The sequence below is a fragment of the Caballeronia mineralivorans PML1(12) genome (genome assembly GCF_001028175.1).
GTDB classification, from domain to species: Bacteria; Pseudomonadota; Gammaproteobacteria; order Burkholderiales; family Burkholderiaceae; genus Caballeronia; species Caballeronia mineralivorans.
Genome location: NZ_AEJF01000068.1, coordinates 1 through 25,943, shown reverse-complemented (window position 1 = coordinate 25,943; position 25,943 = coordinate 1). Strand labels below are relative to the sequence as shown.

Sequence of the window (25,943 nt, the reverse complement as noted above, 5' to 3'; positions counted from 1 at the left end):
TATTGCCTGACTAGAACCGGTATCCAATTCCAAGAAAGACGATCACCGGATCCGCTGTGATGCGCGTCTTGCTGGACAACACCGTCTGACCGTTGGCGGCCACGGAACTGACCGTCGCATTTGTCTTGAGAGACAGATAGGTCACCGACCCAGTCGCATACCAGTTCTTGCTGATATTGTAAGACGCGCCCGCGGTGACCGCGGGGTTCCATGATGGACTAAGCGAGGCCTTGACCTGTCCGCCCGGCCCTGCTATCTGCTGTAACGCACCACTGAATGTCGAATTAAGATTGGTATGCGAGAACCAGGTATAGTTCCCGCCGATACCGACGAACGGGCGCAGCTTCGTCTGCGCGTCGAAGAAGTAATACTTCAGGAACAGAATGGGTGACCACGACCGGGTGGTGGCGAGCGGCGCCAGGTTCCCCAGATTGAGTGATGGCCCACCCGCACCGAATGGTCTGGCGTTGCCCTGCGCATAGAGCTGGAGCTTGGGTGGTATGCCCGCCGCCAGGTCAAAAGCAATATGGTCCGTGACGAAATAAGTGGTCGAGAGCTCCAGGGTGAACGTGTTATGTATCTGACCACCCGTGCCCGTTGACGTGAATGTGCCGAAAGCCGAACTGCTCTGCAACGATGTTGCGGAAGACGGGCCAAAGTCGAGCCAAACTCCACCCACGCTGGTTATGAGACTGCCCGCGCTCTGCGCCATCGCACTGGAACATATCGCACCCGGTATTAACGCAAGGCATACAAGTTTTTTCATCATGTCTCTTCTAATTTATTTCGGATTACATATTAGTATTTTCATACCGACGTCTTATCGCATCGCCGCTCAGAACTGCTCAGAACTGCTCGATTGGGAGGCTCGACCCGCTCGACGCGCCGCTGCGGATCGCCTCCAGAAGTGCATTCGCCTTGGGCAAGACCTTGTCGGCGTAGAAGCGCGCAGTGGCAAGCTTCGCGCGATGGAAGTCCGGGTCTTCGTTCGCTGCGGATTTTTTTGACGCAGAAAGCGCTGCGCGCCCCATCTGCCACCCGCCGCACACGTATCCGGTGAGCATCAGATAGTCGACGGAACCGGCAAGCGCTGCGTCGAGCTCAGTTGCCAACGCGTGCAACATCCAGGCGGTAGCATCGTCGAGCGCCTGGACACCGGCCGCGAGCGCCGTGCCAATGGACTCCACTTGTGTATCTTTGCTGCGCTTCAGCTCCAGCGCGGTCTGACGCATCTCCGCAACCAGTTCAGCCATCCCCGCGCCCTGATCTGACGCGAGCTTGCGGCCTGCGAAGTCGGCAGCCTGGATGCCCGTCGTGCCCTCGTAGATCGGCGCGATTCGTGCGTCGCGCAGGAACTGGCACGCGCCCGTCTCTTCGATGTAGCCCATCCCGCCGTGCACCTGTACACCCATCGACGCAATCTCGACGCCCAACTCCGTGCACCATGCCTTCAACACGGGGATCAGAAGATCGACACGCGCCTGGCGACGTGCACGCTCACCGGCGTCCGGGTCACGGTGCGCGCGGTCCATGTCCGCGGCCATCACGTATGCGAAAGCACGCATCGCTTCGATCTGGGACTTCATCGTCATCAACATGCGCCGCACATCCGGGTGATGAATGATCGCCACGGCGTCACCCGATTTGCTGGCTGCGAGCCGCCCCTGGACGCGTTCCTTCGCATATTCGCGGGCCTGCTGATAAGCGCGTTCCGCCACCGCAAGCCCCTGGATACCCACCTTCTGGCGCGCCTCGTTCATCATCGTGAACATATGCGCGAGACCTTTGTTCTCCTGCCCCACGAGATAACCGATCGCCCCACCCTGGTCCCCGAAGCTCATCACGCAGGTCGGACTCGCGTGAATGCCGAGCTTGTGTTCGAGCGATACACAGTGCACGTCGTTGCGTTGCCCCGGAGATCCATCGGCATTCAGCAGGAACTTGGGCACGACAAAGAGCGATATGCCGCGCACGCCCTCGGGCGCATCCGGCGTGCGTGCGAGGACGAGATGAATGACGTTGCCCGTCATATCGTGATCGCCCCACGTGATAAAAATCTTCTGGCCGTAGAGGCGATAGTGGTCGCCTTCGGGTACGGCCTTGGTGCGCACGGCAGCGAGATCCGAGCCCGCTTGCGGCTCGGTCAGGTTCATGGTGCCCGTCCACTCACCGCTGATGAGATTGGGCAAATAGCGTCCCTTGAGTTCTTCCGACCCGTGCTGTCTCAGCGCCTCCGTGGCGCCCGCCGTCAACAGAGGACACAGTGCGAATGCCATGTTGGACGAATTCCACATCTCGACGGTCGCCGCACTCAACAACTCGGGCAGCCCCTGGCCGCCAAAATCCGGGGCACCGGAGAGGCCGCTCCAGCCGCTTTCGACGAACTGCCGGTAGGCTGTCGCGAAACCGTCCGCTGCAACCACGCCGTCCTTCGCCAGGCGCGCGCCCTGCTCGTCGCCGGGCTTGTTGAGCGGTGCCAGCACTTCGGTCGCGAGCTTCGCCGCCTCGCCGAGCACAGCCTCGGCGAGTTCGGGTGTCACCTCCTCGAAGCCAGGCAGCAAAGACAACTCGCCGAGACCGGCCAGTTCCGTCATAACGAAGCGCATGTCGCGCAGTGGGGCAATATAGGTGCTCATCATGGTCTCCGGAATCAGTTTTGTTGCAGTTTGTCCAGCTCACCGGACAACTCCGGCAATACCTTGAAGAGATCGCCGACGATCCAATAATCGGCGACCTGGAAGATCGGCGCCTCCTCGTCCTTGTTGATCGCGACGATCACTTTCGAGTCCTTCATGCCGGCCAGATGCTGGATCGCGCCGGAGATACCGACCGCGATATAGAGTTGCGGTGCAATGACCTTGCCGGTCTGGCCCACCTGATAGTCGTTTGGCGCGAAGCCGGCATCCACGGCAGCGCGCGACGCACCGACCGCTGCGCCCAGTTTGTTGGCGATATCCTCAAGTAATGCGAAGTTTTCACCGGAGCCCATGCCTCGGCCGCCCGAGATCACCCGCTGCGCCGATGTCAGCTCAGGGCGCTCGGAGCGGGTCAGTTGCTGGCTCACGAAACGTGAACCCGGGACCTCGACAGCCGGCGCTAGCGATTCGATCGCCGCCGCGCCGCCTTCGGCCGGCGCCGCTGCAAAGGCTGTCGTGCGTACTGTCATGACTTTGATACGGTCCGCGCTTCGCACCGTCGCCAGCACGTTACCCGCGTAGATGGGGCGCACGAATGTATCGGCGGACTCGACGGCAACGACGTCGGAGATCTGCGCGACGTCGAGCAGCGCCGCCACGCGTGGCATCGCGTTCTTCGCGGTTGTGGTGGCGGGCGCCAGCACGTGGCTGTAGTCGGCCGCGACCGTCGTGATCAGCGCAGCCAGGTTCTCGGCTAACAGATGCGCGTAGTGTGGCGCATCGACGACCCGCACGCGCTTCACGCCAGCGACGCTGGCGGCCTGTTCCGCGACGGACGCGCATTGCGATCCGGCGACAAGCACATGAATGTCGTCGCCAAGACATGCGGCGGCGGTGACGGTGTTCAACGTCGCAGCCTTCAGCGTGTGATTGTCATGTTCTGCAATAACGAGTATGGACATGGTTCCCTCTTCCGTTTCAGATGACGTGCGCGACGTTCTTCAGCTTCGCCACGAGATCTGCGGCGTCGGCGACGCGAATACCCGCCGCGCGTTTTGTCGGCTCAGCGAGCTTCAGCGTCGACAGCCGCGGTGCGATGTCGACGCCGAGGGCATCGGGCGTCACCACATCGAGCGGCTTCTTCTTCGCCTTCATGATGTTGGGCAACGTCGCATAGCGAGGTGTATTGAGCCTGAGATCGGTGGTCACCACCGCCGGCAGATCGACCTCGATCGTCTCAAGTCCGCCGTCGATCTCGCGTGTCACGGTCGCCTTGCCTGCTTCCACGCTCACCTTCGATGCGAAGGTCGCCTGCGGCCAGCCGAGCAGCGCTGCGAGCATCTGGCCGACCTGGTTCGCGTCGTCGTCGATGGCCTGCTTGCCGAGCATCACGAGTTGCGGCTGCTCCTTGTCGACCAGCGCCTTGAGCAGCTTCGCAACCGCAAGCGGCTGCAACTCGGCGTCGGTCTGGACGAGGATGGCGCGGTCAGCGCCTGTCGCCATCGCCGTGCGCAGCGTTTCCTGGCAGGCCTGCACGCCGCAGGACACGACCACCACCTCTGACGCCGCGCCAGCTTCCTTCAAACGCATTGCCTCTTCCACGCTGATTTCGTCGAAGGGGTTCATCGACAGCTTCACATTCGCGATGTCAACAGCGCTGCCGTCGGCTTTCACGCGGACTCTCACGTTCGCGTCGACGACGCGTTTGACAGCAACCAGTACTTTCATTGCCTACTCCGTTTCGATAAAGGACTTCGCCACGCCGGCCATGTGAACCGATCGATCGAGGTTTTGTTTTGTTCGTCAGGGATGTGCGCAGCGGGCCCGGGTTTGTGCAACGCAATGCGATTCGATGCGGGTAGACATGTCTCCTCCCTCAAGGTGTGGTTGGGCGTATCATTTCGTGAGCAAAACACCAGTTCAGGCCGCGCCTGCCGAGGGGCGACTCCCAGTGACAGGTCGTCGTGCCGCACCGTTGTCCAGCTGTGGAACTATGTGTCTCCTCGCTGGAATCAATGGTGTCTGAGTGCGGCGCCGCGCAAAATCCCCCTTACAGGGGAGCGCGATTGCATGGACGGGAAATGGAAGTCAGGGTCAACCCGAATGTCTGGAGCCACTGATGCACGTGATAGAAGCGTCGTCCCTGAACAGGCCACCTCTCTTCCTCGCAACGAAGGTGTTTCCGCCGCGCCTGCCCGCCGGATTGATCGATCGGCCACGGCTCGTCGTGCTCGCCGGGAAAGCGGAATACAAACGGCTGACAGTAATCAAAGCGCCTGCCGGTTTTGGCAAGACATCGCTTGCGCTCACGTGGCTCAACGGGCTGAATGCAAGCGGCGCATATGTCGCGTGGCTGTCGCTCGATACGGAGGACGACGAACCCGCGCGCTTCTTCCATCATCTGGCACAGGCGTTGCGCAACGCCTGCGCCAGCGTCGGCGCATCCGCGCTCAGCCTGACCACCGAGGCGTCGCTCGTGCCTGCGCACTCAGTCGTGTCGACGCTGATCAACGAACTCGTCGAAGTCGACGACGAGGTCTATCTATTTGTCGACGACTATCACCTGATCAGCTTGCCCGTCATTCACGATGCAATGTCGTACTTCATCGCGAACGCACCGTCGAGCGTGCATGTCGTGGTCTGCACGCGTACCGATCCACCGCTGCCGCTCGCCAACCTGAGAGCCAGGAACGACCTGCTGGAAATCGACGCGTCGACACTCCGTTTCAACTTCGACGAAACACACAGTTTTGTCGAACAGGAATGCCCAGGCGGCCTGCGCGCCGCCAGCGTCAAGTCGCTGTTCGCGAACACCGAAGGCTGGGCAGCGGCGCTGCGAATTTCTGCCTCGGTGCTATCGCGGGACGAATGCAAACCGGATTGGGACGTGGGCGCGCCGTCCGGTGCTTCCCGGCCGTTCGCCGCCTACCTTGAAGACATACTCAAGCGTTTGCCAGCCGATATGGTCGGGTTCATGTTGCGCACGTCGATACTCGACCGCCTGACGGCGTCGCTATGCGAAGCGGTAACCGGCATTGGCGCGGGGCAAGGCATGCTGGACACGATCTCTGCGCGCCAGTTGCTGCTCGAACCGCTCGATATCGAAGGACGCTGGTTCCGCTATCACAATCTGATGGGCGAGTACCTGCGCCGGCGGCTCGAAACCCGGCATCGCGATGAAGTGGTGGACCTGCATCGTCGTGCGTGCCAGTGGTACGCCAAAGAGGAGCAATGGACAGACGCGGTCAAGCACGCAATCGCCGCGGGCGATACGGAAGACGCCGTCTCCCTGATGGGTCACTGCGCGATGGCGCTCGTCACAAAAGGCGACCTGCTCACGCTGCTCGGCTGGCAACGGCAGTTCCCGGCGCACCTGATGCGCGGGCAGATCAAGGTCACGCTCGCGATCGCGTGGGGGATGGCGCTGGCGATGCGTTTCGACGAAGCGCTCGCGATGCTGGATGAGATCGAGCGCGACGCTGGTTCTGGCCCGAGCGACGCCTCCGAAAACATCCGCTGGGAATGCCAGGCGATCCGCTCGGTGGTGGTCGCACTACAGGACGACGCGCCGCGCGCGCTTGCTATCGCACAGCCGTGCCTCGACCGGCCGTCGACAGACAGCTGGACCACCAACGTCGTCTCCAACGTCGTGCGCTTCGGGCACTGGAAAGCAGGCAACCTGCAAGCGCTGTACGCGACACCGTGGATCCCCTATTCCATCGAGGAAGACCAGCGCAATGTGTTCGCTTCGGTCTACCGGCTATGCCTGCTCGGCCACGCGGAAATGCAACAGATGCACTTCGCGCTCGCCGAGCGCTATTTCACCGAGTCGATGCAGCTCGCCGAGCGCCATGCGGGTCCGAAATCCATCTCGGCCGCGTTGTGCGCGCCCATGATTGCGCAGATCTGGTACGAGCAGGGGCGGCTCGACGAAGCGGAAGCGTTGCTGGTCGATCTCATGCCGGTGATCGACCTGGCGGTCCTGCTCGATAGCACCTTGATCGCTTATCGGGTGCTCGTGCGGATCGCTATCGCGCGCGCCGACGCCGAACAGGCCTATGCGCTGCTCCATCGGGCGGAGGTCCTGGGTTATGCACGCCGATGGGACCGGCTGATTGCCGGCGTCCTCGTCGAGCGCGCGCGGCTCTATCTCGCGGAAAGGAGGATCGCGGAAGCGTCGGCATGTATCGTGCAACTGGATCAACTGGTGCATGCCCGTTCCGCCGCTGAGAACGCAGTCTCGCCGGAGGTCGAAACCTTCCGTGCCATCGCGGTGGCCTGGGTGGCGATGGCCCAGAACCGGACAGAGGCAGCCCTCGGGTCGTTGACATCCGCTCTGCGAAGCGTCGAAGAGCGGCACGGCGACTATCTCGCGCTGCGCTTGCGCACCGTGCTCGCGCTCGTCTGGTTGGGTGCGAACGAACGGACCCGCGCCGTCGAAATCTTTCGCGAAGTCCTGAAGGCCAGTAACGATATCTACCGCTCGATTCTCGACCAGGGGCCCGAAATCGGGCCGCTCCTGCTTGCGGTTCGCGACGACACACGTTCCACCCCACAGACGAAGGAGAGCGTCGCTTACATCGATCGCCTGCTGGACGGCTGGCGAGTGCTGTATGAGCCTGCCGCGGGCCCCAAGCGTGACATGGAGCGCGAGCCGTTGAGCGCACGGGAGCGCGGCATCGTCGAACTGATTGCCCAAGGGCAGTCGAACAAGGAGATCGCGCGCACCCTGGGGATTACGCCAGAAACCGTCAAGACGCATGTCAAGAACATCTTCGTGAAACTGGCCGTCGAGAAGCGCGCGCACGCCGTTGCGCGCGCACAGGCAATGGGACTGGTCGCGGCCGGCTAGCGCGCATGTCACCGCGTCTCACCGCATGATGGCGAGTATGGCGGCGTGAAGCAGCACGCCGACCATGCCGCCCACGAATGTGCCGTTGATCCGGACATACTGCAGGTCACGGCCGATTTCTGCTTCGATCTTCCGGCTCACTTCACCCGCATTCCAGCCTTTTACGACCTCGGTGATCAGCGCGGACAACTGGCGCCCGTAGCGCACGACAAGTTCACGCGCGAGCGCGAGCCACCACGCGCTCAGCTTGTGTCGAATCGCGGGCTCGCGGCTGATCCGCTTGCCGAGTGAAGCCAGCATGCTTGTCAATGCGTCGCGCACGGACGATTGCTCGTGACCGAGATCGGCGGTCACACGTATGCGTAAGCGCTCCAGCAGCACGCGATAATAGTCTGCATGCCTGAAATAGCGGATGCAGTCGTGCATCAGCGACTTGCCGAAACGGCGGTGTACGGCCGATGTCTGCAATCTCACGGTCAGCGCCTGCAAGGTCTCATCGAACTGGCGGCGAAGCGCGTGGTCCGGACTCGCCGCCGCTTCATGGAGAAGCGCAATGATGCCTTCGATAAATTTCCTGACGATATAGTCGTCAAGCGGCGCGGGCGTGTACCTCGACGTCTCGCTGAATTTGGCCTTGATCATGTCGACGTTCGCCGTCAGCCACTTCTCCAGAGCTTCGAGTCCGTGAACCAGCCACGGCTGATGCCGCTCGCCTTCGGTCAGTACTTTGAGGACGTCGCCGGCCACGCGGGATACGTCGAGCGTACGCAACTGCGGTATCACCAGACGGTCGAAAAACCACTGGAGGTCTGCTTCGTCAATGCCCTCGAGTAATCCTGCAACGGCGTCCGCCACGATATCGGCGACCCCGCGGCTGTTCGCCGGCTGCGCCAGCCACCGGGCAAGCGCCTGTGCGGCATCGTGGCCGCTCAGCCTGCCGATGATGAGCTCCGGTGCCAGGAAATTTTCTTCGACGAAGCTGCCGAGGCTCTCGGCAATGCGCTGCTGGTTTTGCGGAATGATCGCCGTGTGCGGGATCCGCAAACCCAAAGGATGACGGAACAGCGCGACGACTGCGTACCAGTCCGCGATCGCGCCGACCGTGCCGGCCTCCGCAAACGCGCGCGGCCACGCAAGCCATGAATGGTCAGCCTGCCAGGCGACACACGCGAACAGCAACGCAATCATGAAGGCGAGCAGCCACATCGCCGTTCGCCGCATGCGCTTCAAGCCGCTTGCCTTGCGGTCTTCGCCTGCATTCGCAATGGTCGGCCGCATACCATCGCGATCGCCGTCGCCCGCAAAGAAACTCAACTCGCCTCCTGCCGGAGAAACCTGCGCACCACAGGCGCGACTTCATTCGCGCGCGAGATAAGAAACAGGTGACCGTCGTCGATCACATAGAGCGTCGCATCGCGGATACGGCCGGCGAGAATCTTCGCGTTGGTCAGCGGCACGATCGGGTCGTCGTTGCCGTGCATGACCAGTGTCTTCTGGCGCAACGCACCAAGCCACGGCAAGCTGCTCCAGCCTGTCGCGGCCAGCAGTTGATAGATATAGCCGCGCCCGCGCGGCGGCTGGATGTGCTGGCTGTGCGCCTTCAGCAGCGACGGATTGCGCCGGTAAGCGCCCCCGTAGATGTCCGCGCCCACCTGTTGCAGGTAAGCGGGATCGGTGTAGCGGCGCGGCCCGATCAGCTTTGACAACACTGACAGTTTGGCCGGCACCATGATGACGCCAGGTGAGGTTGCCGCAAGGATCAGCCTGCGGCAGCGCCCCGGATACAGACGCGCAAACTGCTGCGCCAGCGCGCCGCCCCACGATACGCCGAGCACATCGACGGCCCCCTCATGGCCCAGCCGCGTCAGCAACTTGTCGGTCAACACGGACAACGTGGAAAAGCGATAAGGCACGACCGGAGCAGGCGAGCCGCCGACGCCGGGAACGTCGAAGATGATGACGCTCACATCTTCGAGCGCCGTGACGAACGGCTCCACCAGTTCGAGGTTGGCGCCGATGCCGTTGAAAATGAGCAGCGGCGGCGAAGCGTCACTGCCGTGCCACGTTGCGACACGCAGTATCTGACCGTCCAGATCGATCATCTGGATTTGCATACTGCAAGCAGACTCGGGGTTCGTGTGCATTTCTTGTTTCCGGATCAGCTTCTGGAAGGACAATCATTCGAGGCGTCGGCATGTCGCATCGGCTGTGTCGAATTACTTCTTCGGCATTACTTCTTCGGCTGAAGGAGCGTCTTCAATTCCTCGACGTGCTCGGCGACGCGCTTGGTGACCACCGCGAAGCTGTCCGACTGCGCACGGTATGCCGTGTCTGCGAGTTCCTGCATGTCCACCAGCGCCTTTTGCAATGCCTGCTGGACCACTTCGCCCGTGTTGGCGGCGGGCTGGGCGCCCGACTGGCCAACGCGGCTGACGAGCGACTGCAATTCGGTCAGTGTCGTGCGGAGGATCTCCGACTGCTTCTGAGCTAGCGACTGCACGCCTGCAATCGCGGTCGTATTGGCTTCGGCGATCGCCTCGATGTCCTTGCGGCGCGTCTCGAGGATCGCAGCGACGTCGATGCCCGGCAGCTTGAACTGTCCAATGACCTTTTTATATTCAGCGAAAATTCTATTCGAATTGGTTGAATCCATCATCAGTACTCCAATTAAACTACATTAAGAAAATGTTGACCACTGTGCGGTCAACGAGTGTGCCGGAGCGTGTGCCTTATGCTTCCACGACATACGTTCCCGGTGCCTTCACGCCCGAGGGGTGCCGCTTGTTGCCGAGCGTCGCCGGTGCGGGCCGCCGCTCGTCGGAATGGTCGGCGAGCCACGTGCGCCAGTCGCCCCACCACGTGTCCTTTTCGGCCCGGGCATTGGTGAGCCACGCGTCGGCATTGCCGGCCAAATCGCGATTGAGGAAGAACTTCGCCTTCGGATTGCCCGGCGGGTTGATCAAGCTCTGGATATGACCGCTCGAACTCAGCACGAAGCGCGTGTCGCCGCCGAACGTGCGCGCCGTGTTGTACACGCCCTTCCACGGGGTGATGTGATCGGTCATGCCCGCGACGACGTATTTGTCGCACGTCACGTTGGACAGGTCGATCGGCGTACCCAGGACCGTCAGCGCGCGAGGCTTGCTGAACAGATTGCCCGTGAAAATATCGAGAAGTTGCCCATGCATCCGCGCGGGCAGCCGGGTCGCGTCGTTGTTCCAATAGAGGATGTCGAAAGCGGGCGGCGTTTTACCGAGCAGATAGTTATTGACCCAGTAGTTCCAGACGAGATCGTTGGGTCTCATCCACGCGAACACGCGGCCCATTTCTTCGCCGGCGAGCACGCCCTTCGATGTGCTGTTCTGCTTCGCGGCCGCGATGGCTTCCGGCGTTGCAAAGAGACCGAGCTGCGAGTCAGCCGTATTGTCCAGCACGGCGACCATCAGCGTGGCGGCATTGACGCTCCTGTCACCCCGGCTTGCGAGGTGGCCGAGGAGCGCCGAAATCGTCATCGCACCCGAGCAGGCGCCGTGCAGGTTGATGTCGTCGCTGCCGGTGATATCCCGCACCGCCCCGATCGCTTCGAGGAGCGCGGCAACATAGGTATCGAGGTCCCAGTGACTCTGCGCAGCAGTAGGATTGCGCCAACTCACCACGAACACCTGGAACTCGCTCTTCACCAGATAGTCGACGATGCTCTTGCCTTCGGAGAGGTCGAAAATGTAGTACTTATTGATCTGTGGCGGCACGATCAATTGCGGGCGGACGTACACATGCTCGGTTGCCGGCGTGTACTGGATCAGCTCGAGCACATCGTTGCGAAAGACCACCGCGCCCGGCGACGTGGCGAGATTTTCGCCCACCTTGAACGCCGACCTGTCGACTTGCGCGGGCATCCCCTGGTTCTGCAGCATGTCCGTCACGAGGTTCCTGATGCCGCCAAGCAGGCTCGCACCACCCGAATCGATGACCTTCTTGAGCGCGGCCGGATTGCCGAGCAGCGTGTTCGTCGGCGACATGGCGTCGGTGTACAGCGACAGCACGAACTGCGCGCGTTCCTTGCTCTTCGCGTCGAGCGCCGAGCGGTCGACAAACCCTGTCAGCGCGTTGCGCCACGCCACGTAACCTTGCAGCGCCATGCGGTAAAGCGAATTGTCCTGCCACGCAGGGTCGGTGAAGCGCTTGTCGCCCTGAGGCGGCGTACACTCCGCGCTGCCGGCAAGCACAGCCATCAGATCGCGCGCAAGCGCCGCCTCCTGCTCCATGAGCAAGGTGGGTTGTCGCAACGCCTGGGCGCCAATCTGTTGCGCGGTTGCCAGAATGTCACGCGGGCGCAGTCCCACGAACGGATTCGGTCCGAGTATGCCTTCCGCGGCAGACGCCGCGAGGTCGTTCTGCTCCTCGCTGCGTGCCGTGCTTTCGTCATTTGCCGCCATCTTGCCGCTCCTCAAACATCTCTATCCCCTTCGCCAACCCGGTTGCTTGGCGCTTACGAGACCAGCATCGCCAAGGTCTCGGCGATGAGCGCCGGCTTCTCCTCGCCCTCGATCTGCAGTTCGTTCATCGTCTTGACGACGATCCGGCCGCCGCCCTTCTTTTCCACCGACATCAGCGTCACGCGATTTCTCACTCGCGCTCCCGCCTTCACCGGTGTCATGAAGCGCACCTTGTCCAGCCCATAGTTCAGCCCGGCCGATGCGTCCTCTGGAATGGTTCCGATCTCGATGGCGAGCGCCGCCAGTAGTGAAAGCGTCAGATAGCCGTGTGCGATCGTGCCGCCGAACGGGCTTTCGCGCTTCGCGCGCTCCTCGTCCACGTGAATCCATTGCTTGTCGCCCGTACACTCGGCGAACGCATTGATACGTGCCTGATCGACATCAACCCAGTTCGACACGCCTAGTTCGCGGCCAACGAAGTCGTCGATGGTGGCGACGCTGTATCCATTGATGCTCATCGTGTTTGCTCCTTGGCGCTGGTCAGGCGAACTGCTCGCGCAGCCCCTTCTTGTTGATCTTGCCAACACTCGTTTTTGCAAGTGCATCGACGAACTTCACGACCTGCGGCACCGCGTATTTCGAGATCTTCCCGGATGCGCTGAACGACAGTACGTGCTGCTTGATATCGTCCTCCGTGACTGCCGTCCCCTCCTTGAGCACGACCAGGGCTACCGGCCGCTCCCCCCATTTATCATCCTTGATGCCGATGACGGCCACTTCGGAAACGCCCTCGTATTGCGAGATCAGGTTTTCTATTTCGAGCGATGAAACCCACTCGCCGCCGGACTTGATCACGTCCTTTAGACGATCGGTAATTTGTATGTTGCCCGTCGGATCGATATTGGCAATGTCTTGCGTATGGAGATAACCGCCGGCCCAAAGCTGTTCAGAAGCCTCGGGATTGTTCAGATATCCCTGCGTGAGCCACGGTGCCCGAGCGACGATTTCGCCGGTGGCTTTGCCATCGTGGACGAGCTCGTTCATGTCGTCGTCGACGACACGCAGGTCAACCAGGGGAACAGGCCGGCCGGTCTTGCAGCGCAGGCGAAGCTGCTCGCCGGCGTCGAGCTTTTCGGCTCCGGGCGGAAGTTGCGCGAGACTGAGTACAGGGCACGTTTCCGACATCCCGTAACCGACGAACACGTCGATGCCCCGGTCTAGCGCCGCTTGGGCGAGGCCTTGCGGCAACGCGCCGCCGCCGATGATGATCTTCCACTTGCTCAGGTCCGTCGCCATCCCCTCCTCGCACGAGAGCAGCATGTGCAGGATCGTGCCGACGCAATGTGAAAACGTGACGCCCTCGTCGCGAACGAGGCGTGCGAGCCGGTCCGGTGAATAGCGCCCGGGATAGACCTGCTTCACACCCAGAACCGTGGCGATATACGGCATGCCCCATGCGTGGACATGAAACATCGGGGTGAGCGGCATGTACACGTCGCCACGATGGAAACGCTGTCCCGAGACAGGGCTCGCCAGTGCCGCCATCAGGGTGATGGTGTGCAGAACCAGTTGCCGATGCGTAAAGTAGACGCCCTTGGGAAGACCGGTCGTACCGGTGGTGTAAAACGTCGTTGCACGAGTGTTCTCGTCAAAGTCCGGAAACGCGTAGCTCGTGCTATTGCCCGACAGCATCGCCTCGTATTCAGCCGAGAACGGAATACTGTGTGCACAAGCTTCGCTGCCTGACTCATCGATCCAGATGAAAGTACGCACTGTTTCCAGTTTGTCCTTGATCGCTTCGACGACAGGCAGAAAATCAGTGTGGACCAGGAGGATTTCAGCGCCGGCGTGATTGATCGTGTAGGCGATTTCTGCCGGGGACAGACGCACGTTCACGGTCTGCAAGACAGCGCCCATCATCGGAACGGCGAAATAGCATTCGAGATAGCGGTGGCTGTCCCAGTCCATCACTCCGACGGTGCTGCCGTGCTGCACGCCAAGTTGGCTCAAACCGTTGGCGAGGCGTGCGATACGCTCGCGCAACGTCGCATAGGTCATCCGGAACTGATCCCGGTAGACGATCTCCTCGTCCTGCGCCTGAACGAACGGCGTGAGCAACAACTGCTTGATCAGCAACGGATAGGCGTAGGCGGTGGATCCTGGCGTCTTGGCTTCGTCCTGCATCTATATCTCCTCTAGTCCAAAAATGGATTGCAAGCTGGATTGCAGGCGAATGCTGATCTATTTATTTTTCTCGGCCTGCTGTGACATCCCGTTGCGACAATCATGCAAGTGTCAGGACTCGGGCAGCACCCCCTGAATGGGGGAGTGCCGTGAACTTAAGCGGGGGAGGCGGAAGCGCTGCGTATCTAATGATTTACAAATCTCATCACAACAATCAGGGGCGACTGTTGAATGGCATCGGTTGATGCACCTATGATTGGATCCAGCAATGGCCAACCGGATCCTTCCATGCCCATGACACATGTACCGATGCGCAGCGGCAAGTCTGCGCAATTTGGCAGCGCTGTCCTCAAGGGAATACACGAGACCCTCCACGAGGCAATGGGCGTTCACCCGGAGGCATTCTTCATGACCACCACGGAGCACGAAGAAGCCAATTTCCTCGCAAACATGACCTTTCCGTTCAAACGGAGCCCGAATCTACCGCAGCGCGCTGAGCCGGTGCAGTTGTCGTCCCGACATGACTCGCTCCTACCCACATACCCATATTCCTACTGATACTTCGTGGACAAATTGCGCGGGAGGAGCCGGGATGGGGCAAGCACGTTGTTACCCACAAATCCCCGTGGAATCAGCGATTTATGAGAGTTTTTGGGAGGTGTGGAGGAACTCGATTGGCTTCCGGAAAATTAACCAAATAACGTCCGTTTCGGCCATCTAGGTACCGGTTTTCGAGGCCGGAAGACTCGGATTGCTCACCAAATAACTTCCAGGTTCGGCATTTGTTAACCATATATCTTCCTTGATACCGTGCCGTCCCAGAACAGGATCCCGGCAACGGCCAACGGTGCCGAGCGCCCCCACCGGCGGTTCTTCGGGGGCGGTCATTCGAGTTGGAGTGCCGGCAAGGGCGAATGTCTGCTATCTGGCAACGTGCTAGAGGCTGTCAGTCATGAAGCGGCATTGCACATACCGTAGCTCGGGATGTCATCTCAAATACAAGGAACGGCAAAAAAATGACCACTCGAGTAGTCAACAAAGCGCTGAGCCGACGCGGCCTCGGATGGGTGAGTTTATTTCGGCGAAACGCCTGCGAGGAGGTCGGGTGTAACTCGGCGCTAACTGGCGACATGCTCCCCCGCTCTCTCAAAGCAGCAATCACGGGGGATTTGGGGGCAAGCTGTTGACACCGTCAAGGAACTCCATCAACGCAACGAGTTCGAAACCGGTCAAGCTTATGAGAGAGGAGGTTACGACCGTCCTTGAACGTAATCCGCTGTCTTCCAGCAGTGCAAGGAGAAAGACCTACGTGACAACGCCGTCCGTGTCGATCATCCGCACCCAACCCGTGGACAGCCGCCTGACGGCGGTACCGTCGTTGCCCACCGGCGCTTCGCCTTCGGCCTGACGCGCCGCTACGCGGCTTGCTTCTATGAGATAAAGCAGCCGATTTATCCGCAACCCGAAGCGGTTACCCAGACAACGTGAGGCTGCCAGGAAGTCGCGCGCCGCGCTTCCTGAGCGCATTCAAATACACGGCCTCATCGTACGGTGTTCGCGTTTGCCAGCAGCGGTACAGGATGCGGATCCACTTGAACGCCAGGGCTCGGAGTGCCACGTGGTGGGAGTTACCTTTCGCGCGCTGCTGCCGGTAGTAGGCACCCGCCCAGAATGATCGGCTGACGGTCCGGCCGGCCCATTCCACGAAGGTCTGGCGCAGGAATTTCGGGCACTGTCGCCGCCAGTGAACCCAGCTCTTCTTCCCGCTGCGCTCGGTCACCGGCAATGGCCGCATCAAGCCCGCAGGTGGGCGCTGCGATTCTTTGCGCGGCCGGATTGTACCGATTGACGCCGTTCAAGCGAGCTTGTCTCACGCACCGCCGAAGTCCACTCGGGTTTCTAATGACTCACTGGCGCGACGGGACGCCTGGCGCGCTGCAGATGGGAATGCGTCATGGCGCATACTGTCTCGGGTTCTGCTGGGCGCTGATGTGCGTGCTGTTCGTCGCAGGGGCGATGAATCTTGTCTGGGTGGCGACCCTAGCGCTGTTTGTCTTCTTGGAAAAGATCGGGCGCCGCGGGCGCCGTTGTGGCGCGCGCGGCTGGCATGGCGATGATCGTAGTCGGGGTTTTGCTCTTCGTTCGCATTCATTGAATCCCTCCGTCCTTCTGAAGTTGCGTCGACACGCTACACCATGATGAAGCCGTGCCGCATACCGAACATCACCGCTTCGGTGCGGTTCGTCGCGCCTAACTTGCCGAAAATGGAGGACACGTGAAATTTCACTGTGTTATCCGAAATGTCGAGTTGCCGCGCGATCTCCTTGTTGCCAAGTCCTTCAGCAAGCATCGCCAGTACTTCGATCTCGCGTAAGGTCAGCATTTCGAACGGCACCCCGGACGCCGCCTGCCGCAGCGGTTTCCGTGCGCCCAGCAATCTCCCGAGGATCTCCGGCGACAGTACGTAAAGGCCCGCGGCCGCGGCTTCGATGGATGCGACGATTTCGCCTGGCATCGCGTCCCGTGGCAGAATCGCCGTCGCGCCGCCCGGCAAAGCATCAAGGATCCAGTCGCTGTCCGCCTCGTCGGTCAACAGGACGAGCGCCGATGGCACGTGCCCCAGGTCGAATCCGGCCTTGAGTGTGTCGCTCGCCTCCGGCTCCACGTCGATCACGACAACATTCGGGACTGAACCGGCAAGACAGTCGGCTAGCATTTCAGCGTCGGCTGCGCTGCCAGCGAACCTGAGTGCCGGACTGGCCTCGACAAGCGCTTGCAGGCTAGCGCGCACCCGCGGCGAATCAGCAATAACCGCGACCCGGACGGGGCTCATCTGTGCCATCTGTGCACTCGACTTTTGACCAGTTCCTTCGCCTTACCGGCACGAATCCGGTTGCGGGCGTTCGCCCACGGTAACCGAACATTCGTTGCGTTCACCGCCCCGGATCAGCGCAATCCTCAAGCGCTGTCCGCTACTCCCGGAGCCAAGCGCGGCGTGCAGGTCGTCCATATCGCGGCAAGGCTTGCCGTCCAGTTCTATCAGCACATCGCCTATGAGCACGCCAGCCTCCTCCGCTGGACCACCCGGCGCGAGCGAATTGACCAGCAATCCATGGTTGGAAGACAGGTTCATTTTCTTGATCCACGCATCCGACAGGTTCACCCGCTGCGTGCCGACGCCAAGGTAGCCCCGTGATACGCGCCCTTTAGCCAGCAGTTCCTCGGTGACACGCTCCACGGTCATCCCGGGGATCAACATGCCGACGCCACGTGCAAGCGCCGATGTGCAGATGCCCATGACCTGCCCGTGCACATCCGCTAGGGCCGCCCCGGAAAACCCCGGGTGCAGGCCGCCGTCCAGTCGCACGAACGCATCGAGCTGACCGCCCCTCCAAGTGCGCCAGGGACCACCGGCGCTACCGATCACGCCGAAATCGGCACTGGCGCCGAACCCGTCCCCCCGCGCGACCGCGAGCACAAGATGACCTGCCTTGAGCGAGCGGGCGTCGCCGGACTCGACTGGGGCCAGGTCCGCGCCGTCCAGTTTCAGCACGGCGACATCGGTGCCAGTATCCCGGCCCGCGAGGACCGCGGCGACCGTACGGCCGTCGGCCAGCGTGACTTCGATCCCGTCCTCGCGTCTGAGCGTGTGCGCAGCCGTGACGACGATGCCATTACGCCAGATTACCCCACTTGACGGCATGCGGTGCCGACCATGCACCGCGACGACGCTCTGCCCAACCCGCTCAACGATTCGCGCCAGTCTGTCGGAAAAATCCTGCAGCGAATTTCCGCTGGATGTTGAGGTTTCCATATGATTTCTCCCGCCATTTGAGACACGACCCACTCGCGCCTCACGCCGCCCATTGCGCACGGATCCTACGCGAGCAAAGTGGCGACGAACGGATTCAGAATGGCAGATCGACAATGGGCGCACACCACCCGAACGGGTAGTCGGTTGGATGCGGTCGCAAGAACTGTCGGTTCGGAACCGGCTCCTGAATAACGGCCGCGATCAACATTTTGAGCATATTGGGAAACTCGCGGGAAGGTCAAATATACCGGGCGCCGAGTGAGACATCACACAAGCGGGTTTCGAAGCCGCGTCTGGGCGAGCGCACCGCTTCCTGGTTCACCGGACTACAATTGTTCATCTGGCATCATCTGCCGCAAGTCGTTGCGTGGTTGCGCGTGGGCTATGAGGATTGTGTTAATAACCCGTTCAACCACGCTCCTGGCAGATCGCCGCTAGACACGCCGGGGCACCGCCGGCCATGACTGACGGGCCAGCAAAGGAGCACGGTCTATGCGGTTGCAAGTGAAGTCCGGCGCGCGTTGGAGACGCACTGCAATCACGATTGCGGTCGTCATCGTTGGCCTGATTGTCGTCGGGCGCATCACTGGCGTCCTGGTCGACTGGTTGTGGTTTTCTTCGATCGGCTATATCGACGTTTTCTGGACGGTTCTGTCCGCCCAGGCGCTGCTCTTTGTCGTCGTGTTCGCCGTATCGACAGGCGCTATTTGGGTGTCGGGGTTCGTCGCGCATCGTTGCGCGACGAACCCCGGACCCTCGCGAACGTCAGGCGCCTTTTCGTCCAGTGCATCGGCGGCCATCAGCGAACTGGCCGACCAGGTCGCGCCGCGCATTCCCTGGCGCTCCGCCATCGCCGGCGTCGCCGTCGTCTTAGGGCTGCTCATCGCCGTTGGTGAAATCTCGAACTGGGACATGGCGCTTCGCTTCCTTCATCAGGTGCCCTTTGGCGAGCGCGATCCGATCTTTGACAAGGACATCGGCTTCTATCTCTTCTCGCTGCCCGCCTATGTTGCGCTCAAGAATTGGCTGCTGCAGTTGCTCTTCTGCAGCGCGGTCGTTGCAGGCGTGGTCTACGGGGTGCGCGGCGACATCGCGCTTGATCAGTCGTCGCGTGGGCTCTCGCCAGCCGCAGCCGCTCATGGTTCGGCACTGCTCGGTTTGTTCTTTGTGCTGAAGGCGTGGTCCTACGGGCTCGACCGCTTCTTGCTGCTGTACGGCGACAACGGCGTCGTGGTCGGCGCCGGGTATACCGACGCCCACGTCGAGCTACCGGTCCTGCGACTGCTCGTCGGCGTTGCCGCTGCCGCATCCGTCGTCTCGTGGGCCAATATGCGCTGGCGGAACTATCAAATTGCTGCCGCCTCGGCCCTACTGGTGTTCGGCAGCTCGTTTGCGTTTGCCGTGATCTACCCGGCGCTGTTCCAGCGCTTCTATGTCAAGCCAAGCGAGCTACAACTGGAGATGCCTTATATCAAACACAATATCGCGCTGACGCGCAAGAGCTACGGCCTGGAACAGATCGCGGCAAAACCGTTTCCGGCCGAGCAGGGGCTGAATCTCGCCTCGCTCCAGGCTAATCGTGCGACCATTGACAACATCCGCCTGTGGGATGTGCAGCCGCTGATGGATACCTACGCCCAGTTGCAGGAGATCAGGACCTACTACAAATTCCTCTCCGTGGACATCGACCGCTACCGGCTTGGCGCCGGCTACCGGCAGGTGATGCTGTCGGCGCGCGAACTGGAGCCGGCGATGCTTCCGGCGAATGCCCAGACCTGGGTGAACCTGCATCTCCTCTTCACCCACGGCAACGGCGTCGTGATGTCGCCGGTTACCGAGAAATCCACAGAGGGGTTACCTTCCCTCTATCTGCAGGATATTCCGCCCGTCGCCAACGGTGGCCCGGCCATCCGCGAACCGCGTCTCTATTTCGGTGGGGGCGATCAGGGCTATGTCATCGTGAAGGGCAGCGTACCCGAGTTCGACTATCCCAAGGGGAAGGACAACGTCTACACGACTTACAGCGGGCGCGACGGTGTCGCTGTCGGCAGCATGGTGCGACGCGGCCTCTTTGCCTGGCAGTTCGACGACCCCAACATCCTGCTTACCGGCTACATCACGGACCAGAGCCGGATCCTGTTCCACCGTAACATTCAGGACCGGGTGCGCACGATTGCCCCGTTCCTCAGCCTCGACCGTGACCCCTACATCGTCGCGAGCGACGGGCGCCTTTTCTGGATGCAGGACGCCTATACCACCAGCAGCTGGTTCCCCTATGCCCTGCCGGGTATCAGCGACGGAGGCAATTACATCCGCAACGCGGTCAAGGTGGTGATCGATGCCTATAACGGTACGGTCGACTTCTATGTCAGCGATCCGGTCGATCCGATCCTGCAGACGTACCAACGCATCTTCCCGGGTCTGTTCAAGCCTTTGGAGGCGATGCCAAAAGACCTGCGGCAGCATATCCGCTACCCCGAAGATCTGTTCCTGATCCAGGCGCAGCTCTACCGCGCCTACCATATGGATGCACCGGAGGTCTTCTACAATCGCGAGGATCTTTGGCAGTTCCCCCGGGAATTGGCCGGCATCGATGGTGGAAATGCCCCCACGCCGATGACGCCTTACTACACGATCATGCGGCTGCCCGGGGCGCCGCGCGCCGAGTTCGTCCTCATGCTGCCGATGGTGCCCAGTCAGCGCGAGAACATGATCGCCTGGTTGGCGGCGCGTTGCGATCCGCCCGAGTACGGCAAGCTCATTGTCTACACCTTCCCCAAGGAGAAGCTGGTCTATGGGCCGTTCCAGATCGAGGCGCGCATCCAGCAGAATACCGAGATCTCGCAGCAGATCTCGCTGTGGAACCAGATGGGCTCGCGCGTCATCCGCGGCCATCTTGTGGTCGTGCCGATCGAGAATTCGATCCTCTACGTCTCCCCGCTCTACTTGCGCGCGGCGTCCGGTCAGTTGCCCGAGTTGAAGCGGGTGATCGCCGCCTATGGTGACCGTGTGGTGATGGAGGAGAACTTGGGCGAAGCCTTGGCCGCGCTCTTCAAGGAGGCCGCCCCGGTGGCATTGCCCCGGGGCACGGCGGACGTGCGCGCCCGCGAGGCACTCGCTCATTATGACCGCGCCATCGAACGATTGAAGGCGGGAGACTGGAGCGGTTTCGGCTCGGAACTCGATGCCCTCCGGCCGCTTCTCGAGACGCTCGGCGCCGGCCGTTCCGAGGATCAGAGGTGATCTGAGTGTATATAAAAGAGCGCCCACTTAACGCAATGGGTCGAGAGTACGCGTTCCGTTTTCCGAAAACCGACGTTGCCAGTTGACGGTCAGCACTTGGTCGCGAAGGACCGGATTGGCCGACAAGCAGTCCCCGCCCTCTTCCGTCGGGATGGCTTGCAGAGAAGCACTAAGGTCTCATCTGAGTTCGACCACTCGAAACGCGTCTTTGTCCCTCTACCCTGCGCCAGCTCCAAACCGATTGCCGTGATAACCCGCGTTATCGCCGCCATGCGACTTTGACCGTCCTCTTAAAACGACGGGATGGCGTTGGCTGCCCCCACTCGACCGACGCTTGTCCGCCTGATCGACCGATTGTTGATGGGAAACACGGTTGGCCGTAGATCCTCTCTCAAGAAACTGAGCAGAGAAAGTTTGTCCTCACGTAGTCGGCGCGTTTGGCTGGAGCTGAAATCCGAGGGCCGAAGCACGACGCCTGAGGGCGGCGATGCTGCGCTTCCTTTGCTGTTCCTCGTAACGCTGCTGCCCCTGGTCAACGAAGGCTTCGCCGCGCGTGAGCATGAAATACACAATGCGTGCAAGCAGATCAACAGGGCCGCCGCGCCGCGCGCGAGAGGGCCGCCGAACTCATCGCGCAGCCTTGATACAACGGCTGCGCCTGCTAACCAAAGAAGAGATCGCATGATGGAAAAATGCACACTCGGAGAAAGCGGGCTTGAGGTATCCGCTCTCGGCCTCGGCTGCATGGGAATGAGCTGGGCCTACGGCGCCGCGGGTGACAGGCAGGAGATGATCACGCTGATCCGCAACGCGGTCGACCTCGGCGTCACATTCTTCGATACGGCCGAGGTCTACGGCCCTAAGGTGAACGAAGAACTGCTCGGCGAAGCGTTGCAGCCAGTGCGCAAACAAGTCGTGATCGCGACCAAGTTCGGCTTCGAACTCGATCCCGCCGGCGGCCCGATGCCGGTGGGCGTCAACAGTCGCCCCGAGCACATCAAACGGGTGGCGGATAAAGCGCTCAAACGGCTGCGCACTGACTACATCGATCTTTTCTACCAGCATCGTGTCGATCCGAACGTGCCGATCGAAGATCGTTGCGGGAGCAGTCGCCGATCTTGTCAAGGCGGGCAAGGTGAAGCATCTCGGGCTTTCGGAGGCGAGCGTCGCGACGATACGCCGGGCACATGCGGTGCATCCGGTCACGGCCGTGCAGACCGAATATTCGCTGTGGACCCGCGATCCAGAGGCGGAACTGCTTGGTGCGCTCGAGGAACTGGGTATCGGCTTCGTCTCGTACAGTCCGCTTGGCCGCGGCTTTCTGGCCGGCGCATTCAAGCGCGGTGACGCGCTGGCGTCAGACGACCTGCGCCGTCGGCACCCTCGCTTCCAGCCCGACGCGATGCAAAAGAACCTGTCGCTGATCGACAGCCTGACCGACATTGCCAGCGGCAAGGGCATCACCCCAGGCCAGCTCGCACTTGCATGGGTGCTCGCGCAGAAACCGTGGATCACGGCCATTCCCGGTACGCGCAAACACGTGCGGCTCGAAGAAAACATCGCATCGGCCAGCGTGACGCTCACACAAGCCGAACGCGACGCGATCGAAGCCGCCATTACGGGGCACGCCGTGGAAGGCAAGCGCTACGGCGACAACGAAATGTCGATGCTCAATCTATGACGAGCGCAAAACGAATGGAGAAAAGATGATTCCCAAACGAAAGCTGGGCCGGCAAGGCCTAGAAGTTTCGGCGATCGGGCTCGGCTGCATGGGCATGTCCCATGCATACGGCACGTCCGACGAAGCCGAATCGATCAGCACGATTCATCGCGCGCTCGAGCTGGGCTGCAATTTTCTCGACACGGCCGAATTCTATGGGCCGTTCGTCAACGAGGAACTTCTGGGCCGTGCGCTGCAGGGCCGGCGCACGGAAGCGGTGCTCGCGACCAAGTTCGGCTTTGCCATCGACAATCCCGAGCGCAAGGGAACCGACAGCCGGCCCAACGGCTCGCTGTCCCACAACGGAAAGCGCTCCGTCGCTACCTGCATTGCCTAGTGATGCATGTACGGTGACTGCTTCGCACTCCCGGATGCAACCAACCGCGCACCCGACTCCGTCATTCCCGACATCACGCCGCCGACATCCGACCGCGCATTGCGGGCAATGGGCTGGACAAGATTGTCAGCGCCGTTCATTTGCCTGACCCGGGCCTCGGCAACCTGGATATCCGCCGGGTAATACGGGCTCGGGTGGCCCGGCTTGTAGCCGGCTTTCTCGAGCTGGATGAGTTCAGCGCGCACTTGTGCACGGGTAGTGACGGAGCTGGACACCTGCGCGTGGGCCATGACCGGCAAGGAGAGCACGGAGGCCAACAGCAGGGAGAACCGAAGCGTTTTCATGGTGTTCATCCTTTGTCGGAAAAGAGAGGGAGGCGAGTGAGCGTGACGCGCCAGCCGGTGGCTCGCCGCTTACCTGATCCTGCGTAAGCGATACGGTCGCGTCAGGCGATCGAGTAGCCGCCGTCGGCGACCAGCGAGTGGCCCGACACGTAGCTCGAGTCGTCCGATGCCAGGAACGCCACGATGGTGGCCATCTCGTCGGCCGAACCCCAGCGCCCCGCCGGCGTGCCGGCTGCGAACGACTGCTGTACTTCCGCCGAAGGCCAGATGCCCCGGTGATGAAAGGGAGTCTCGATCAGGCCCGGGCACAGCGCGTTCACCCGCACGCCGCGGCGGAACCATTCGATCGATGCGGTCTTCGTCATGCCGACCACCGCGTGCTTGCTCGCGATGTACACCGACGCATTTTCGAAACCGATCACACCGCCCATTGACGCGTTGTTGATGATGCTTCCCGATCGCTGCTTGAGCATGACCTCGGCTTCGTACTTCATCGCGTTCAGCACGCCGCGCACGTTGGGCTCGAACACCATGTCGAAGCGCTCGGCATCCTGTTCGAGGAGCGGCGCGAACACGCCTTCGGTGCCCGCGTTGTTGAAGGCGATGTCGAGGCGTCCGTAGGTCGATACCGTAAAGTCCACCAGCTTCCTGAGGTCGTCCTCCTTCGAAACATCCACGGTGATCGCCGCGGCATTGCCGTGTGCAGCGGTTATTTCCCGAACCACCTGCTCGAGTTCGTTTTGGCGACGGGCTGCGACCACCACCTTCGCGCCGCGGCGAGCAAGTTCCAGCGCCGTTGCGCGCCCAATGCCCGAACTTGCCCCGGTGACCAGCGCTACCTTGCCTTCGAGCTGACGTTGCGTTGTCGTGACTGCGTTCATGATTTCATCCTTCTTTTGCTGCGGCGTTGCCGCCGATGGGTTGAGTGAGCGTGCGGCGTATCGATCAATGTCGCCTCACGCTTGCAGCGAAGTATGGATAGAAAATAGGGAGATTTAAATGGAACAATCAGGCATTGAAAATTCCCTAATTGGGAATTAATAAAGCTTCTCTTGACCGTGGATCCGGGCGTTATGAAAATAGGAAGCTGGAACGATAGAACCAGCGTCGTTCTTCCAGTTGGAATAATGGACGCCTCTAAGCGATGCTCAACCGACTCGAAATCCTGAAGATCTTTGCAGCGGCGTCGGCTTCGCCGACATTTCGCGAAGCGGCGAGACGCCTGGGCGTTTCGCCCCAGGTTGTCACTCGCGCGGTGCGCGAACTGGAGCAGTCACTGGGGGAAACGCTCTTCCACCGGAGTACCCGGCGCATCCAGATCACCGCATTCGGCCAGTCGTTCGCGCTCAAGGCGCAGGCGGCGCTGGGTGCGGTCGACGGTCTCTTCGACCCGATGGAGGTCGGCTCGGACGAGGCGATCGGCACGGTCAGGATCACCGCGCCGAGTGGACTGGGACGGCACTACGTCCAGCCCCAACTGACGGATCTCATGACGCGCCACCCCGGTCTCGTCCTCGACCTGCGGCTGTCCGATACGCCGTCCGTGGTTGTCGACGAGCAGATCGATATTGGCGTGCGGGCCGGCATGATTGGTGACAACCGCTTCGTCGCGCGCGTGATCGGACCACTGCCGATCTGGGTAGTCGGATCGCCCGTATTGATCGAGCGGATGGGCGAGCCGAGGAACTTGAAGGATCTGGAAGCCATGCCGGTCACCAGCCTGATCGACCGCACGAACGGCCGGCCTTGGCCGTGGATTTTTCGAGGCGAGAGGCATTTCCTGCCGCATTCACCCGCGTTCGTGACAGACGATACGGAGGTTGAAATCGAGGCCGCATGCACGGGCATCGGCTTTAGCCAGTGCACGGAGTACCTTGTGAGGCCGCATGTCGAAAGCGGCCGGCTGGTACGAATACTGAGCCGCCTCGAGCCCGAGCCATGGAAGCTGCATGTGTATCGGCCGCAGCGGGGACCCGTGCCGAAACGGATACGGCTAGTGTTCGACGAACTGGTCACGAAACTTCCCTGCGCCACACGGCGCGACTGATGCAGGCACGGAGTTAAGCGCGAGGCCTTGTTCTGCGACGACTGCGCTTACGGCCATGGCCGGTATTGTCGTACTGCACGCAGCTAGCGTTGCCTGGCGTCACCGATCCGACCGCCAACGGGTGTTGAAGCATGTCGGCAGCGGCGCGACCGTCTGCTCAGGCCGATGATGTGACTGATATGCCCGCGCACGCAGGTCCGTTGCCTGGGCACAACCAACGTTCGAACGTCAACGCGAGCCGTGGGCCCTCGTTCGTAAATGCCCGCTATGCGCCGGCTCCGTAGGAGCTCGTATGCAGCGCATCGCTGCACCGTTGCCAAATGCGTCCAA

General features: G+C 61.4%; 21 protein-coding genes and 3 pseudogenes. 7 read left to right on the top strand and 17 right to left on the bottom strand.

Annotated elements, in window-relative coordinates; all coding sequences use genetic code 11:
* Positions 1 to 10: 10 nt before the first annotated feature.
* From EOS_RS09135 to EOS_RS09120, 4 genes are all read right to left on the bottom strand, one after another.
* Positions 11 to 769: an OmpW/AlkL family protein gene (locus EOS_RS09135; protein ID WP_235442749.1), complete on the bottom strand. Its 759-nt coding sequence runs from the start codon at positions 767 to 769 to the stop codon at positions 11 to 13.
* A 76-nt stretch (positions 770 to 845) separates the two neighbouring features.
* Positions 846 to 2,636, bottom strand: a complete 1,791-nt coding sequence (locus tag EOS_RS09130) for an acyl-CoA dehydrogenase C-terminal domain-containing protein (RefSeq protein WP_047846297.1) — start codon at positions 2,634 to 2,636, stop codon at positions 846 to 848.
* Between the two features lie 14 nt (positions 2,637 to 2,650).
* A complete protein-coding gene (locus EOS_RS09125; RefSeq protein WP_047846296.1) occupies positions 2,651 to 3,598 on the bottom strand; it encodes an electron transfer flavoprotein subunit alpha/FixB family protein in 948 nt (315 codons plus the stop codon).
* 16 nt (positions 3,599 to 3,614) lie between these two features.
* On the bottom strand, positions 3,615 to 4,364 hold the full coding sequence (locus tag EOS_RS09120) for an electron transfer flavoprotein subunit beta/FixA family protein (RefSeq protein ID WP_047846295.1): 750 nt from the start codon (positions 4,362 to 4,364) through the stop codon (positions 3,615 to 3,617).
* Between the two features lie 391 nt (positions 4,365 to 4,755).
* On the opposite strand from EOS_RS09120, the gene EOS_RS09115 reads away from it, so the two are divergent.
* Positions 4,756 to 7,488: a LuxR C-terminal-related transcriptional regulator gene (locus EOS_RS09115; RefSeq protein WP_047846294.1), complete on the top strand. Its 2,733-nt coding sequence runs from the start codon at positions 4,756 to 4,758 to the stop codon at positions 7,486 to 7,488.
* A gap of 18 nt (positions 7,489 to 7,506) precedes the next feature.
* Here EOS_RS09115 and EOS_RS09110 read toward each other — a convergent pair whose 3' ends face one another.
* The 6 genes from EOS_RS09110 to EOS_RS09085 form a co-directional block, all read right to left on the bottom strand.
* Positions 7,507 to 8,802, bottom strand: coding sequence for a DUF445 domain-containing protein (locus EOS_RS09110; RefSeq protein WP_047846293.1), 1,296 nt, complete (start codon positions 8,800 to 8,802; stop codon positions 7,507 to 7,509).
* Positions 8,799 to 9,632 carry a poly(3-hydroxyalkanoate) depolymerase gene (gene phaZ / locus EOS_RS09105; RefSeq protein ID WP_047846292.1) on the bottom strand — a complete coding sequence of 278 codons (834 nt, stop codon included), beginning with the start codon at positions 9,630 to 9,632 and terminating at the stop codon, positions 8,799 to 8,801. Before phaZ ends, EOS_RS09110 begins: the two co-directional genes overlap by 4 nt.
* Before the next feature lie 86 nt (positions 9,633 to 9,718).
* The gene (locus EOS_RS09100) at positions 9,719 to 10,141 is read right to left on the bottom strand and encodes a phasin family protein (protein WP_047846353.1); all 423 of its coding nucleotides are present in this window, start codon (positions 10,139 to 10,141) and stop codon (positions 9,719 to 9,721) included.
* A 76-nt stretch (positions 10,142 to 10,217) separates the two neighbouring features.
* Positions 10,218 to 11,924 carry an alpha/beta fold hydrolase gene (locus tag EOS_RS09095; RefSeq protein ID WP_047846291.1) on the bottom strand — a complete coding sequence of 569 codons (1,707 nt, stop codon included), beginning with the start codon at positions 11,922 to 11,924 and terminating at the stop codon, positions 10,218 to 10,220.
* Between the two features lie 53 nt (positions 11,925 to 11,977).
* Positions 11,978 to 12,442, bottom strand: coding sequence for a MaoC family dehydratase (locus tag EOS_RS09090; RefSeq protein ID WP_047846290.1), 465 nt, complete (start codon positions 12,440 to 12,442; stop codon positions 11,978 to 11,980).
* 22 nt (positions 12,443 to 12,464) lie between these two features.
* Positions 12,465 to 14,108: a fatty acid--CoA ligase gene (locus EOS_RS09085; RefSeq protein WP_047846289.1), complete on the bottom strand. Its 1,644-nt coding sequence runs from the start codon at positions 14,106 to 14,108 to the stop codon at positions 12,465 to 12,467.
* A 288-nt stretch (positions 14,109 to 14,396) separates the two neighbouring features.
* On the opposite strand from EOS_RS09085, the gene EOS_RS09080 reads away from it, so the two are divergent.
* Complete coding sequence (locus EOS_RS09080; RefSeq protein WP_053063812.1) at positions 14,397 to 14,666, top strand: hypothetical protein; 270 nt, start codon at positions 14,397 to 14,399, stop codon at positions 14,664 to 14,666.
* A gap of 747 nt (positions 14,667 to 15,413) precedes the next feature.
* On the opposite strand, the gene EOS_RS47465 is transcribed toward EOS_RS09080, so the two are convergent.
* On the bottom strand, positions 15,414 to 15,635 hold the full coding sequence (locus EOS_RS47465) for a hypothetical protein (RefSeq protein WP_047846288.1): 222 nt from the start codon (positions 15,633 to 15,635) through the stop codon (positions 15,414 to 15,416).
* Positions 15,580 to 15,891: pseudogene (locus EOS_RS47975) on the bottom strand (IS110 family transposase); the annotation flags it as partial. The pseudogene EOS_RS47975 and the gene EOS_RS47465, both read right to left, overlap by 56 nt.
* A 2-nt stretch (positions 15,892 to 15,893) precedes the next feature.
* Here EOS_RS47975 and EOS_RS44270 point away from each other — a divergent pair.
* Positions 15,894 to 16,307: a DUF2182 domain-containing protein gene (locus EOS_RS44270; protein WP_075645299.1), complete on the top strand. Its 414-nt coding sequence runs from the start codon at positions 15,894 to 15,896 to the stop codon at positions 16,305 to 16,307.
* On the opposite strand, the gene EOS_RS09070 is transcribed toward EOS_RS44270, so the two are convergent.
* Complete coding sequence (locus tag EOS_RS09070; protein ID WP_047846351.1) at positions 16,297 to 16,941, bottom strand: LuxR C-terminal-related transcriptional regulator; 645 nt, start codon at positions 16,939 to 16,941, stop codon at positions 16,297 to 16,299. The genes EOS_RS44270 and EOS_RS09070 overlap by 11 nt on opposite strands.
* Positions 16,942 to 16,983: 42 nt before the next feature.
* Complete coding sequence (locus EOS_RS09065; protein WP_047846287.1) at positions 16,984 to 17,922, bottom strand: S1C family serine protease; 939 nt, start codon at positions 17,920 to 17,922, stop codon at positions 16,984 to 16,986.
* A 492-nt stretch (positions 17,923 to 18,414) separates the two neighbouring features.
* Here EOS_RS09065 and EOS_RS09060 point away from each other — a divergent pair, with 492 nt between their 5' ends.
* A complete protein-coding gene (locus tag EOS_RS09060) occupies positions 18,415 to 21,165 on the top strand; it encodes a UPF0182 family membrane protein (RefSeq protein WP_047846286.1) in 2,751 nt (916 codons plus the stop codon).
* A gap of 420 nt (positions 21,166 to 21,585) precedes the next feature.
* Here the strand turns inward: EOS_RS09060 and EOS_RS46155 are convergent.
* Positions 21,586 to 21,747 (bottom strand): annotated as a pseudogene (locus tag EOS_RS46155) (IS110 family transposase); the annotation flags it as partial.
* A gap of 102 nt (positions 21,748 to 21,849) precedes the next feature.
* On the opposite strand from EOS_RS46155, the pseudogene EOS_RS09055 reads away from it, so the two are divergent.
* Both EOS_RS09055 and EOS_RS09050 read left to right on the top strand, forming a co-directional pair.
* Positions 21,850 to 22,846, top strand: a pseudogene (locus tag EOS_RS09055) (aldo/keto reductase).
* Between the two features lie 25 nt (positions 22,847 to 22,871).
* Complete coding sequence (locus EOS_RS09050; RefSeq protein ID WP_082163276.1) at positions 22,872 to 23,222, top strand: aldo/keto reductase; 351 nt, start codon at positions 22,872 to 22,874, stop codon at positions 23,220 to 23,222.
* On the opposite strand, the gene EOS_RS09045 is transcribed toward EOS_RS09050, so the two are convergent.
* Positions 23,219 to 23,566 carry a DUF4148 domain-containing protein gene (locus EOS_RS09045; protein WP_047846349.1) on the bottom strand — a complete coding sequence of 116 codons (348 nt, stop codon included), beginning with the start codon at positions 23,564 to 23,566 and terminating at the stop codon, positions 23,219 to 23,221. The two genes, EOS_RS09050 and EOS_RS09045, sit on opposite strands and share 4 nt — an antisense overlap.
* Positions 23,567 to 23,667: 101 nt before the next feature.
* A complete protein-coding gene (locus EOS_RS09040; RefSeq protein WP_047846285.1) occupies positions 23,668 to 24,447 on the bottom strand; it encodes an SDR family NAD(P)-dependent oxidoreductase in 780 nt (259 codons plus the stop codon).
* A 263-nt stretch (positions 24,448 to 24,710) separates the two neighbouring features.
* Here EOS_RS09040 and EOS_RS09035 point away from each other — a divergent pair, with 263 nt between their 5' ends.
* Positions 24,711 to 25,613, top strand: coding sequence for a LysR family transcriptional regulator (locus EOS_RS09035; protein ID WP_047846284.1), 903 nt, complete (start codon positions 24,711 to 24,713; stop codon positions 25,611 to 25,613).
* Positions 25,614 to 25,943 lie beyond the last annotated feature (330 nt).